Annotated in this window: 10 protein-coding genes; 3 read left to right on the top strand and 7 right to left on the bottom strand. The window is 70.1% G+C overall.

Going from position 1 to position 12604, the window contains the following annotated elements:
* Window positions 1–80: 80 nt before the first annotated feature.
* The 6 genes from EJC77_RS08475 to EJC77_RS08450 are packed head-to-tail and all read right to left on the bottom strand — an operon-like array spanning window position 81 to window position 8253.
* On the bottom strand, window positions 81–2162 hold the full coding sequence (locus EJC77_RS08475; RefSeq protein ID WP_205787005.1) for an acetate--CoA ligase family protein: 2082 nt from the start codon (window positions 2160–2162) through the stop codon (window positions 81–83).
* On the bottom strand, window positions 2159–2965 hold the full coding sequence (locus EJC77_RS08470) for an SDR family NAD(P)-dependent oxidoreductase (protein ID WP_125611579.1): 807 nt from the start codon (window positions 2963–2965) through the stop codon (window positions 2159–2161). The genes EJC77_RS08475 and EJC77_RS08470 overlap by 4 nt, the downstream gene beginning before the upstream one ends.
* Entirely contained in the window at window positions 2962–4821 is a 1860-nt protein-coding gene (locus tag EJC77_RS08465) for an ABC transporter ATP-binding protein (protein WP_125611577.1), read from the bottom strand. The genes EJC77_RS08470 and EJC77_RS08465 overlap by 4 nt, the downstream gene beginning before the upstream one ends.
* On the bottom strand, window positions 4818–5717 hold the full coding sequence (locus tag EJC77_RS08460; protein ID WP_125611575.1) for an ABC transporter permease: 900 nt from the start codon (window positions 5715–5717) through the stop codon (window positions 4818–4820). Before EJC77_RS08460 ends, EJC77_RS08465 begins: the two co-directional genes overlap by 4 nt.
* Window positions 5714–6685 (bottom strand): ABC transporter permease, encoded by a 972-nt coding sequence (locus tag EJC77_RS08455; RefSeq protein WP_240629975.1) that lies wholly within the window; start codon window positions 6683–6685, stop codon window positions 5714–5716. Before EJC77_RS08455 ends, EJC77_RS08460 begins: the two co-directional genes overlap by 4 nt.
* Complete coding sequence (locus EJC77_RS08450; RefSeq protein ID WP_125611573.1) at window positions 6685–8253, bottom strand: ABC transporter substrate-binding protein; 1569 nt, start codon at window positions 8251–8253, stop codon at window positions 6685–6687. Before EJC77_RS08450 ends, EJC77_RS08455 begins: the two co-directional genes overlap by 1 nt.
* A gap of 296 nt (window positions 8254–8549) precedes the next feature.
* Here EJC77_RS08450 and EJC77_RS08445 point away from each other — a divergent pair, with 296 nt between their 5' ends.
* Complete coding sequence (locus EJC77_RS08445) at window positions 8550–9167, top strand: TetR/AcrR family transcriptional regulator (protein ID WP_125611571.1); 618 nt, start codon at window positions 8550–8552, stop codon at window positions 9165–9167.
* A gap of 15 nt (window positions 9168–9182) precedes the next feature.
* Window positions 9183–9842 (top strand): NUDIX hydrolase, encoded by a 660-nt coding sequence (locus EJC77_RS08440; protein ID WP_125611569.1) that lies wholly within the window; start codon window positions 9183–9185, stop codon window positions 9840–9842.
* A 47-nt stretch (window positions 9843–9889) separates the two neighbouring features.
* Here EJC77_RS08440 and EJC77_RS08435 read toward each other — a convergent pair whose 3' ends face one another.
* Window positions 9890–11380: a long-chain-fatty-acid--CoA ligase gene (locus EJC77_RS08435; RefSeq protein ID WP_125611567.1), complete on the bottom strand. Its 1491-nt coding sequence runs from the start codon at window positions 11378–11380 to the stop codon at window positions 9890–9892.
* A gap of 155 nt (window positions 11381–11535) precedes the next feature.
* Here EJC77_RS08435 and EJC77_RS08430 point away from each other — a divergent pair, with 155 nt between their 5' ends.
* The gene (locus tag EJC77_RS08430) at window positions 11536–12597 is read left to right on the top strand and encodes an Rv2578c family radical SAM protein (protein WP_125611565.1); all 1062 of its coding nucleotides are present in this window, start codon (window positions 11536–11538) and stop codon (window positions 12595–12597) included.
* The last annotated feature ends 7 nt before the right edge of the window (window positions 12598–12604 follow it).

Raw genomic sequence — 12604 nt, 5'->3', positions numbered from 1 at the left:
GGTCCGCTTTCTCTCTGAGTGTTGGATGGTGCATCGTGCAGGGTTGGGAATGCAGGGTTGGGAAGGGGTGCTCGTGCCGGTCAGCCGAGCACGATGCGGGCGTCCAGGGCCTGGGCGCCGCGGGGCGTGGCCGCCACCGGGTTGCATTCGATTTCCGCAATTTCCGGGTGCGCGGCGGCCAGCTCGGAGATCTGGGCGACGATGGCCGCGGCGGCCTCGATGTCCACCGGCGCGCGGCCGCGGGCCCCCGTGAGCAGGGCCGCCCCGCGCAGCGAGAGCAGCATGTCCCGGGCCTGCGCCGCCGTGACGGGGCCCAGGGCGCAGCGCACATCCTTGAGGATCTCGGCGAAGACGCCGCCCAGGCCCACCAGCACCAGCGGGCCGAAGCGCGGGTCGCGCCGGACGCCCACCAGCAGTTCGACGGCGCCGGAGAGGTCGGCCATTTCCTCCACGGAGCACGACGGCGGGGCCAGCCGCTGCCCCATGTCGCGCCATGCGGCGAGCAGGGCCGCCTCGTCGGCGAGGTTGAGGAGGACGCCGCCGCGGTCCGACTTGTGCTCGTCCCCCAGCGCTTTCAGGACCAGCGGGTAGCGCAGCCCGGCGGCGGCTTGGCGCAGCTCGTCCTCGGTGGCCACCTCGGCTGCCCCCACAAAGGGAACCCCTGCCGCCGCCAGGACCCGCCGCGAGGCGTAGTACCCGGTGTCCTCCACCGCGGCGGCGGGCTCGGGCAGCGCCGGCACGCCCGTGGGCGGTTCGGCCTGCCGCCGGGCCAGCCGGCCCAGCGCCCAGGCGGCCTCCTCGATGCCGCGGTACACCGGCACCCCGCCCTCGCGCAGCGCCTCGGCGCCGGCGGACTGCCAGTTCATGGTCTGCACGATGACGGTGCCGCCGTGTGCCGCCGTCGACGCCGCCATCGCCCGGGCGGCCTCCACCTCGCGCGCCGCCAGCTCGGGGCCGTAGCTGCCGTAGCCACCAAAGTAGCCGCTCATCAGCGTGGCGTCCACGTCGCTGCTGGCGTTGAGGTGCTCCAGCACGCGCGGGAAGCACATGATGTCCTGCTCGCCGCCGCCGGCCACATCCACCGGGTTGCTCACCGCGGCGGTGGGCGGCAGCTCGGCGGCCACCGCCGCCTGCAGCGCCGGGCCGAACTCGACGACGTCGAGCCCCTGGGCCGCGGCGCTGTCGCTGGCCACGGAGGCCTGGCCGCCGCCGTCGGCGAACACCGCGGTGCGCGGACCGCGCGGCACGGTGCTGCGGACCAGCGCCTGGAGCAGATGGGCCATCTGGGCCGGCGAGGAGACCTGCTCGATCCCGGCGGCCCGGCACGCCGCCTCCACCACGATGCCGGAGGAGACCATGGCGCCGGTGTGGGATTTGGCGTTGCGCACCGAGGCGTCGGTGGCGCCCACCGTCAGCAGCACCACCGGCTTGCCGGCCGCCGCGGCCCGCTGGGCGGCCCGGGCGAAGCGGCGGCCGTCACGGAAGTCCTCGCAGTACACCGCGATGGCGGCCGTGCCCGCGTGGTCAACATAGGCGTCGATGAGATCGGCGGCGTCCAGATCGGCCTGGTTGCCCAGGCTGGCGAAGCGGGACACGCCCAGGCCGTGGTCCACCAGCAGGGTGGCCAGTTCCAGGGCCAGGTTCCCGCTCTGCGAGATGACCCCGATGGTGCCCACCGGGAATTCGTTCGAGGCCAGCGTCAGCCCGCTGCTGTGGTCCAGCACACCCAGGCAGTTGGGTCCCAGCAGGCGGGCACCGGCCGCGCGGACCTTGGCCGTGATCCGCTCCTGCAGCGCCAGGCCCTCCCCGCCGGCCTCGCCCAGGCCGGCGCTGATGCCCACGATCGCCCGGGCGCCGCCGGCGAGCGCATCGTCCACGGCCGCCTCAAAGCCGGCGGCCGGCACCGCGATGACGGCCAGCTCCACCGGGCTGCCGATGGCGGTGACGCTGGGCACCGTGGGGCGGCCCAGCACGGTGGGCCGCGTGCGGTTCACCAGATGCACCGGGATGTCCCCCTTGAGCGCCTGGACCGCCAGCCAGTTGCCGTATTTGCGCGTGTCGTCGCTGGCCCCGATGATCGCCACGGCGTTGGGCGAGAAGAGCGCGGCCAGGGCCCCGGCCTCGGTGCCGGCCATCGTGGCGGGGTCGGTGGTGATGGTCATGAGAGCTCCTTTGCGGGGACGGGCCGGCCTGAGCCCCAGGCGTCGGCACCGCCGTCGATCGTGATGGTGGTTCCTGTGATGTAGCGGGCGGCGTCGGTGGCCAGGAAGGTGATGACGTCGGCGACGTCCCCGGGCTGGCCGAGCCGGCCCAGGGGGACGCCCTGTTCCCATTCGGCGCGGGCCTCGACGGAGTATTGCTCCAGCCCCTCGCTGACGATGCTGCCCGGGGCCACGGCCACGGAGCGGATGCCGTAGCGGCTCCATTCCAGCGCCAGCCCGGAGGCCAGGTTCTCGACGGCGGCCCGGGCGGCGGTGGCGTGCACCATGCCGGGGATCCCCCGCCGCGGTGAGAAGGCCATGAACACGACCAGGCCCGAACGCTGCGGGATCATGGCGCGGACGGCGACCTCGCGGGTGAGGTTCCAGACGGAGTCCACCGAGAGCCGGTGCACGGCCCGCCAGCCGTTGAGCGTGATGTCCTCGGCCGGGGCCTGGAATTGGCCGCCGGCGTTGTTGACCAGCACGTCGATGCGGCCGAACGCGGCCAGGGCCGCATCCACCAGCTCGACGGCGGCCTCGGGTTCGCGGATGTCGCCGGCCACCACCACGGCCTCGCTGCCCGCGGCGCGGACCAGCTCCGCCGTCTCCTGGAGCAGCACCTCACGCCGCCCGGCGAGCACCAGCCGTGCGCCGCAGGCGGCCATCGCCTGGGCGGTGGCCCGGCCGATCCCGGTTCCGCCGCCGGTGACCAGCACGACCTTGCCGGCCAGCGCCGCCGGGTGGAAGCTTGGCGCCGCGCTCACAGCGACCTCAGCGGCAGCAGCCCGCCGGTGCCCTGCGGACCGTCGCCCTGCGGACCATCCGTGCCCGTGGCACCGACCTCGTGCAGGCCCCCGGCCAGTTGGAAGTTGGGCGTGGCCGCCATCAGCGAGCGGGTGTAGTCATGCCGGGGGTTGGCGAACACGCCCTCCACCTCTCCGAATTCGACGATCCGGCCGCGCTCCAGCACGGCCACCTGCGAGGCGATGTTGCGCACCAGGGCAATGTTGTGGGTGATGAACAGCAGGGTCAGCCCCATCTCGGCCTGCAGCGTGCGCAGCAGGTCCACCAGCGAGGACTGCACCGACACGTCCAGGGCGGAGGTGATCTCGTCGCAGATCAGCACCTCCGGCTCGGTGGCCAGGGCCCGGGCGATGGCCACGCGCTGGCGTTCGCCGCCGCTGAGCTGGTCGGGGTAGCGGGTGGCGTGGTCGGGCCGCAGCGAGGCCCGCTCGAGCGCCGTCGCCACGATGTCCCGGCCGTTGCGGACCTTGCCGCGCACCGCCGTGACCGGCTGCAGGATCAGGTCCTCCACGGTCCGGCGCGGGTTGAGGGATTCGTACGGGTTCTGGAAGATGTACTGCACCCGGCGACGCTGCTCCTTGGTGCGCTTGAAGCTGTTCGCCGCCAGCTGCTCGCCGTCCAGGGTCAGCCCGCCGGAGAAATTGTGGTGCAGGCCCGCAATGCAGCGGCTCAGCGTGGTCTTGCCCGAGCCGGATTCGCCCAGCAACGCCACGCAGTCGCCGGCGTAGACGTCCAGGTTGATGTCCTCCAGCACGGTGAAGCTGCTGTAGCCGGCCTTCAGGCCGCTGATCTGCACCACGGGCCGCTCGGCGGCGTCCCGGGCCACGCGGGCCGGAGCCTTCCGGGCCGGGACCGCGGGCAGCGGCACATCGGCCTTGAAGCAGCGCACGGTGTGGCGCGGTCCCACCTCGGTGGCCTCCGGCGCCGTCGTCGTGCAACCCTCATCGGCCAGCGGGCAGCGCGGGGCGAAGGCGCAGCCCCGCGGCCGGGCCAGGGGCGAGGGCGCATGCCCCGGAATGCCGATCATCGGGCGCTTGGCGTCCAGGTCCGGCACGGCCAGCAACAGCCGGCCGGTGTACGGGTGGCGGGAGTTGGCCAGCACCTCGGCGGTGGCCCCGATCTCCACGATCCGGCCCGAGTACATCACCGCGATACGGTCCGCCAGCTCGGCCACCACGGCCATGTCGTGGCTGATGTAGACGGCGGCGCAGTCGTAGTTCTGGCACATCTGGCGGACGGTGGCCAGCACATGCTCCTGGGTGCTCACGTCCAGGCCGGTGGTCGGCTCATCCATGACGATCAGGGCCGGCCGGGCGGTGAAGGCCATCGCAATGGCCACCCGCTGCTGCTGTCCACCGGAGAGCTGGTGCGGATACCGCGCCAGGAACGCATCGTCGTCGTCCAGCGCCACCTCGCGCAGGACCTCGCGGACCCGCGCCAGCACCGTGGCCGGTTCACCGGCCAGGCACTCGCCGAGCTGGGTGCCGATGCGCAGGGCCGGGTTCAGCGCCGACGCGGGTGACTGCGGGATGTAGGCCACCGTCTGGCCGCGCAGCCGGCGCACCTGGCGCCAGTTCAGCCCGGCCAGCTCCTGCCCGGCAACGCTGACGCTGCCGCCGCCCATCCTGGTGCCGTCCTTGCAATAGTTCAACAGGGCCAGGCCCAGCGTGGTCTTGCCGGAGCCGGATTCGCCCACCACGCCCAGGATTTCGCCCGGGCGCACCTCCAGCGAGAGCTCCTCGACGATGGCCGCCATCGACGGGACGCCGACGATCTTCAGGTTGTCCACCACGAGGGTGGGAGTGGGGCTGCTCATGCCGTGACTCCTTCGTCGCTGCCGATGGCCGCCTTGGCCAGGCCGTCCGTGACCAGGTTGGTGCCGACCGTCAGCACCGCGATGGCGAGCACGGGCAGCACCACCGACCACGGGGACACCGTCAGGGCGATCCGGTTTTCGTTGATCATCAGGCCCCAGTCGGCCGCGGGCGGCTGCATGCCCAGGCCCAGGAAGCTCAATCCGGCCACCAGGCCGATCGAGTAGGTCAGGCGGAGGCCGAACTCGACGGCCAGGGTGGAGCTGATGTTGGGGACGATTTCGCCTATCACGATCTTCCAGCGGGGGATGCCGACCGATTCGGCCGCCTTGACGAAGTCACGCTCGACGACGGACATGGCCGCGCCGCGGACGACGCGGGCCACACGGGGCATGTGCCCGACGCCGACCATCAGCACCAGCAGCCACAGCTGCGGGCCGATGATCGAGAGGAACAGCAGCGCCAGCACAATCTGCGGGAAGGCCAGGGCCACGTCACCGGTGCGCATCAGCACCTCGTCCAGCCAGCCGCGCCGGTAGGCGGCGACCACGCCCACCACGGCGCCCAGGCCGACGCCGATGACCGTGCCCAGCAGGGCGAGGATCATCAGGGTCTGCCCGCCGGCCAGGAAGCGGGAGAGCACGTCCCGGCCGAGGTTGTCGGTGCCAAACGGGCCGCCGATGCCGGCGGGTGAGAAGGGCGCGGCGACGAAGACGGTGGGCGAATGCGGGGTCACCAGCGGGCCCAGGAAGGCCACGCCAAGGACCAGCCCGCTGAGCACCAGCCCGATCACGGTCCGCCGGGACTTCAGTGCCCGCCGGAACAGGCCTTGCTTGTGCCTGGTCCGCGGTGGTGCGGTGGCCAGGTGGACGGCCGGGGTGGCCACGCCGTTGCTCATGACGCTGTCCTAACTTTCGGGTTGGCGACGAGGGTGACGACGTCGGCGAGCAGGTTCACCACGACGTAGAAGAGGGCGATGATGATGGCCAGGGCCTGTACCACCGGCATGTCCCGGTTGGTGACGGCGTCGATCAGCTCGAAGCCGACGCCGGGAAAGCGGAAGAGGTATTCAACGAGCACCACCCCGCCGATCAGCCAGGCCAGCTGCAGGGCGATGACCTGCGCCACCGGGCCGATGGCGTTGGGGATGGCGTGGCGCAGGATGACGGTGCGCTCGGGCAGCCCCTTCAGCCGTGCCTGCTGGACGTACTGGCTGTCCAGGACCTCCAGCATCGTGGCCCGCATGATCCGGATGATGTAGGGGCTGACGGCGACGACCAGGGTCAGCACGGGCAGCACAAGCTGGGCCGGGTTGTTCCATACCTGCGCACCGGGCATCTGGACGAAGACCGCCGGGAACAGGTGGAACAAGCCGGTGGAGAGCAGCAGCACCAGCAGCACGCCCACCACGAACTCGGGCAGCGAGGCCAGCACCAGCGTGGCGATCCCGGTCACGTTGTCGATGACGGTGTCCTTCTTCAGCGCGCTCCACGTTCCGATGCCGATGGCCAGCGGGATGGCGATGACGGCCGCGCAGACCATGAGCACGGTCGAGTTCAGCAACATGGGTGCCACCGCGTCGCTGACCGGCATGCCGCCGGCCAGCGAGGTGCCGAGGTTGAGCGAGAGCAGGTGCCCCAGCCAGTTCAGGTACTGCTCCGGCAACGAACCGCCGAGGTGCAGCTGCGCGCGCAGGGCCGCGAGCCGCTCCGGGGTGGCCTCGCGGCCCAGGATGGCCTGGGCCGCGTCGCCGGGCAGGGCCTGCGTGGCCAGGAAGACCACGAGCGACACCACCCAGAGGGTGAACAGCCCGAAGAGCGAGCGCCGCAGGAACAGCCGGCTCATCCCGCCGCGTTGGACCTTCATCACTTGCCCAGCCACACATTGCGGAACCCGAAGGAGGTCAGCGGGATGCCGCTCTTGTCCGGGGTCAGCCCGTGCACCGAGGCGCTGTACGCGTCAACGCTGTTCGGGAAACCCCAGATGATGTAGCCGCCGCGATCGAATTCAATCTGCTCGGCCTTCTTGATCAGCTCACAGCGCGCGGTCTGGTCGGTGGTGGCCTGCGCCTTGGTGACCAGGTCGGTCCACTCCTTGTCATTCCAGTGTGTCTCGTTGTACGGCGAGTTGCTGAGACCGGAGTTCGACGCCTGCGGCAGGTAGTCCCGGGTGAACCAGAAGTCTTGCGAGAACGTCCACTTCAGGTACTGGTCCCCGTAGAACTCGCCCGGATCGACCTTCTTGAGGTTGACCGTGACACCGGCGGCCTTGGCCTGCTGGGCGAACACCTGGGCCGCCTCCACCAGACCGGCCGCGGCCGGCGAGGTCACCAGGTCGACGGTCAGATTGCTCTTGCCGGCCTCGGCCAGCAATTCCTTGGCCTTGGCGATGTCCTGCGTGCGCTGCGGAACGCTGGTCGGGTAGCACGCGTCCAGTGGCGCGTACATGTCGTTGCCGATGGTGCCGTGGCCGCCCAGCACCTGGTCGACCATCTGCTTGCGGTCGACGATCAGGCGGAACGCCTGGCGGACCTTCGGATCGTCGAACGGCGGCTGGTCCACGCGCATGGTGAACGGCAGCCACGAGCCCGTGGCCGATTCGAGCACCTTCATGGTCGGGTTGGCCTTGACCACGTTGATCTGCCCCAGCGGCAGCTGGTCGATGGCATCCACCTGGCCGCCCAGGAGCGCGTTGACGCGGGCCGTGTCATCGGGGAAGTCGATGATGGTGACCTTGTCGAGGTACGGCTGGCCGGCGCGCCAGTAGTTCGGGTTCTTCACGAACACGCTCTGCTGGCCGGGCGTGAAGCTCTGCACCATGAACGGACCGGAGCTGACCGGCTTCTTGGGGTCGTAGCCGACCGGCACGATGCCGGTGGCGTACTGGGCCGCGATATCGGGGAAGGTCGCGAAGGGGGAGGAGAACGTGAAGACGACGGTGTGCGCGTCCGTCGCCTTCAAGGCATCGCGCTTGAGCGTGGCCAGCGAGGCGGCACCGCCGGTGGGCGCCTTGGGATCGGTGATGCGCAGGAACGTGAACACGACGTCGGCACCCGTGATCGGCTTGCCGTCACTGAACTTCAGGCCGTCGCGCAGATGGACCGTCCAGACCCTGCCACCGTCGGACGGGGTGATCTTGTCGGCCAGGGACATCTGGACCTTGTGGTTGTCGTCATAGCTGGCCAGCGTGTCGTACAGCTGGATGGCGCGTGCCTCGTCCGGGTGGGTGACGGGCGAATGCGCGTCGAGGGTGTCCTTGGCCGAGCCGCCGACGATGCCCACGCGGAGGTCGCCTCCGTGCTGCGGCTCGGACACTGCGGCCCCACCCTGGCCGGAGGGCACCCCGGAGGAACATGCGGCCATGCCCAGCAGCGATGCGCCCAGGGCCAAGGCGGTTACCAGTCGGAAACTTTTGCTTCGTCGTTCAACGCTCATCTGCGGCGCCTCCTGCGGCGGTGAAGGAAGGTAGGTAGTCCACAACGCGGCTGACTGACGCGTCGATCATTGACTCAGCATTGTGTCTCAGCCCACTTCTGTCAAGTGTTCGCGTTGAGTCGTCGTGAAAGCCCTAGAATTCAGGCATTTTCCGGCGCGTAACAAATCGAGGGAACCGGCCGGGCGGTTGGCAAAGTGGTGAAAATGCTTCCTCTACTTTTGACTCGCACGTCAGTTTGTGGCGTACGCTAGAGTCATCGGTACACACCGGGTGTACTCGGGGGAAGGAATGTCGGATGAGCGAGACAGCAGGACTGCGCGGGTCGGCCGCCCGCCGGAACGCGATCCTCGAGGCCGCGTGGCAACTCATCGCCGAGCGCGGCTACCATCACGTGCGCGTCCAGGATGTGGCCAGGATCTGCGGAACCAGCACCGGCACCATCCACTACTACTTCCCCGGCAAGGACGACGTTCTCCAGGAGGCGCTGCGCTATTGCGTGGACCAGGCCTTCGAACGGCAAGGGGCCGTGCTGCGCCAGATCGACAACGCCCACAAACGCCTGCTGGCGCTGATCGAATTGCAGCTCCCCGTTGGCGTCCAGGTCCGCAACGAGTGGTCCATCTGGCTGCAGTTCTGGTCCGAAACCGTCCTCAACCCGGCGCTGCGCCCCATCCACAATGACTTTTACACGCGCTGGATGGACGCGGTGACCAGCATCGTGCGCCGCGGCCAGCGCCAGGGCATCTACCGCGACGTTGACGTCGCGGCGTTCGCCCGGCTGCTCACCTCGGCAACCGACGGCGCCGCCATCAAGATCCTCACCGGGGCCCCGGACATGACGGTGGACACCATGCGCAGCCTGCTGGTGTCCATCGTGGAGAAGGAACTGACCATGACGCCCAGCGTCGTTTGACGGGGATCGAAGGACATGACACCGAGAGACGTGACACCCGCCGACGTTCCCGGCGCGGGCCGGGAGATGGCCCGGCTCGCGGAGCCCTGGCGCGCCCGGCTGGCCCGCTGGACACGGCACTGCGAAGACTATGCAGACCCGCAGCTGCGCCGCGCCGCCGTCGCCATCGCCGTATACCCGCGACGCGGATCCGCGCACTTCCTGATGATCAAACGGGTGTCGCGTGGATCCAATCCGGGCCAGTGGGCCCTGCCCGGCGGACGAATGGATGCGGGCGAAACCATTGTCGGCACGGCCCTGCGCGAACTGGCCGAGGAAACCGGCCTCACGGCCGCCGGCAGCAATGTGCTGGGCCTGCTGGACGACTTCCCGGCCAGCCGCGGCATCGTGATCACGCCCGTCGTCGTGCTGCTGGACACCGAACAGCGGCCACGGCGGCAGCCGGCCGAGGTGGCGTCGCTGCATCCGCTCCCGCTGGCGGCCCTGACCGCCCCGGGCGTTCCGCGCTGGCAGGAACAATCCGACGGCGGCCCGCTCCTGCAGATGCCGTTGCGCCGGGACATGGTGGTCCACGCCCCCACCGGCGCCATTCTCCACCAGTTTGCCGAGGTCGTATTGCGGGGCGGATCCGTGCGCGTGGCCGGGCTCGCCGAACCGTCATTCACGGCGCACTGACCACCCTCCGGGCGCGGTGGGCCCACAGCAGCGGGAGCCGCTGGGGACTAGACGTTGATCTCCCGCTTGAGGATCTTTCCGGTCGGCCCCTTGGGCAGCGCGTCGACGATCACGACCCGGCGCGGGAACTTGTACGCGGCGACCCGTTCCTTGACGAATTCCCGGATCGCCGCGGACACGGCGTCGTGATCGGCGCCGGCGTCAGCCTTGAGGGTCACGACGGCCACGATCTCCTCGCCGTGCAGTTCATCCACCCGGCCCACGACGGCGGCCTCGGCGACGGCCGGGTGCTCGTACAACACCTCCTCGATCTCGCGCGGGTACACGTTGTAGCCGCTGCGCAAGATCATGTCCTTCTTGCGGTCCACGATGAAGTAGACACCGTCCGCGTCCCGCCGGGCCAGGTCGCCGGTGCGGAACCAGCCGTCCGGGATGGCAGCGGCGGTCGCCTCCGGGTTGTGCCAGTACCCCTTCATCACGTACGGTCCGGCGGCCGCGATCTCGCCGATCTCGCCGTCGGGTACGTCGTTGCCGTCCTCGTCCAGGATGCGCAGCTGGGCGCCCTTGACGACGGTGCCGATGGATCCGGGTTTGCGGATGCCGTCGAGCTGGTTGAACGTGAGCACCGGCGACGTTTCGGACAGCCCGTAGCCCTCGAGCATCGTCGCGTCGAACTCGCGCTCGAATTCATGCAGGATCTCCAGTGGCAGCGCCGAGCCGCCGGACGCGGCCAGGCGCAGGCTGGAGGTGTCATACGCGTCCCGCCCCGGCGCGCGCAGCAGTGCGATGTACATGGTGGGCACGCCGGCAAACAGCGTCACCTTGTCGCGTGCCATGATCTCCAGGGCCCGGACCGGATCGAACCGGGGCAGCAGCGTCACGGTGGCCCCGATCATGACGGCGGCGTTGAGCGCACAGGTCTGGCCGAACACGTGGAAGAACGGCAGCCCGCCGAACAGCACGTCGCCGGGCTCGATCCCGAAGAGCCCGGCGGACAACCTGGCATTGCTGCGCAGGTTGTCGTGCGTCAGCTCCGCACCCTTGGGCCGGCCGGTGGTGCCCGAGGTGTAAAGGATGACGGCCGTGTCATTGCCGTGGCAGGCGGCGATTTCCCGGACCGGCTCGGTCTGGGCCAGCGTCCCCGCCAACTCCCGGTCGATGAGGACGACGGCGGCACCCGCCTCCTGCGCGCCCGTCGCCGCCTCACCGGCCACGCCCTCCCAGGCGAACACCAACACGGCGCCGGCGTCGTGGAGGTGGTAGGCCACCTCGCGCGCCTTCAGGAGCGGGTTCAGCGGCACCACGATCGCACCGTAGCGCAGGATGCCGTAGTAGATGGCCGGCATGTGCGGCAGGTTGGGCGACATGATGGCGACCCTGTCCCCCGGCTTGATCCCGCGGACCGCGAGCAGCCCCGCCACCTGCGCGCTGAGGGAGTCGAGCGCACCGTACGCGATCTCGACGTCGTCGAACTTGATGGCCACCGCGTCCGGGTGCGTTGCCGCGGTGTTCGAAAGGATCGTGGCGAGGTTGGTCATGGCTGCTCCTATGCGGGACTGCGTGCGGCGGGGACTGCCCATAGCCTAACCCGCGCCACGGACAAAATGTGGCATGGGCCACAAATCGGCTACCGATCGGCAGTCAAGCTACGAAGCCATTGATCATCGGTAGAAAATATGTTCCCATAAGGAGCATGCGGTGGGATTCACAACAGCTGGATGTCGGGGCCGGCACGGACGCCGTTCCCCTGCTGCCATTGGCGGGCCTGGTGAAATCCGTCCGGACGCCCGAGTTCGCCGGGATCACGTTCCACGAGGTCGCGGCCAAGAGTGTCCTGAACAAGGTGCCGCCGTCGTCGACGATGCCGTTTGAATGGACCATCAACCCGTATCGCGGCTGCTCCCATGCCTGCGTGTACTGCTTCGCCCGGAAGTCGCACACCTATCTGGACTTCGACCCTGGCGCCGACTTCGACACACAGGTCGTGGTGAAGACCAACGTGGCCCAGGTCCTGCGCAAGGAACTCGCCCGGCCGTCATGGCGGCGCCAGCAGGTGGCCCTGGGCACCAACACGGACCCGTACCAGCGCGCGGAGGGACGGTACCGGCTGATGCCGGGCATCATCACCGCGTTGGCCGAGTCGGGCACGCCGTTTTCCATCCTCACCAAGGGCACCCTGCTGTCCCGGGACCTGCCGCTGCTGGCGCGGGCGGCCCAATCCGTGCCGGTGGGCCTGGGCATCTCCCTGGCCCTGCTCGACGAGGACCTGGCCCACGTGCTGGAGCCGGGCACGCCGGCACCGCGGGCACGCCTGGCGCTCATCGCCAAGCTGCGCACGGCCGGGCTGCCGTGCGGCGTCATGGCCATGCCGATCCTGCCGTGGCTGACCGACTCCGAGGAGCAGCTGGACACCCTGTTCGGGGCCCTGGCCGCGGCCGGGGCCACGGGGGTCAGCGCGGGCGCCCTGTACCTGCGTCCGGGTACGCGCGAATGGTTCATGGCGTGGCTGGCGCGCGAGCATCCCGAGCTTGTGGGCCGTTACCGCCGCCTGTACGGCACCGGCGCGTACGCCCCGAAGGACTACCGCCAGTGGCTGGCCGCCCGCGTGGCCGCCGCCAAGCGCCGGCACGGCTTCGGCGGCGGCGACGGGTTCGCGCACGGCGCACGGCGTGCGGAAGGACCCCACCCGGCAGGCAACCTGCCGGGTGGGGTGCGGCAGCCGGCGCAGGAAATGCTGGAACCGACGCTGTTCTGACCGTTCC

The organism is Specibacter cremeus (assembly GCF_003946885.1).
In the GTDB taxonomy this organism is placed as follows: Bacteria; Actinomycetota; Actinomycetes; order Actinomycetales; family Micrococcaceae; genus Specibacter; species Specibacter cremeus.
Note: the sequence above shows the minus strand (reverse complement) of the source record. Positions and strands in the feature narration are given on the sequence as shown.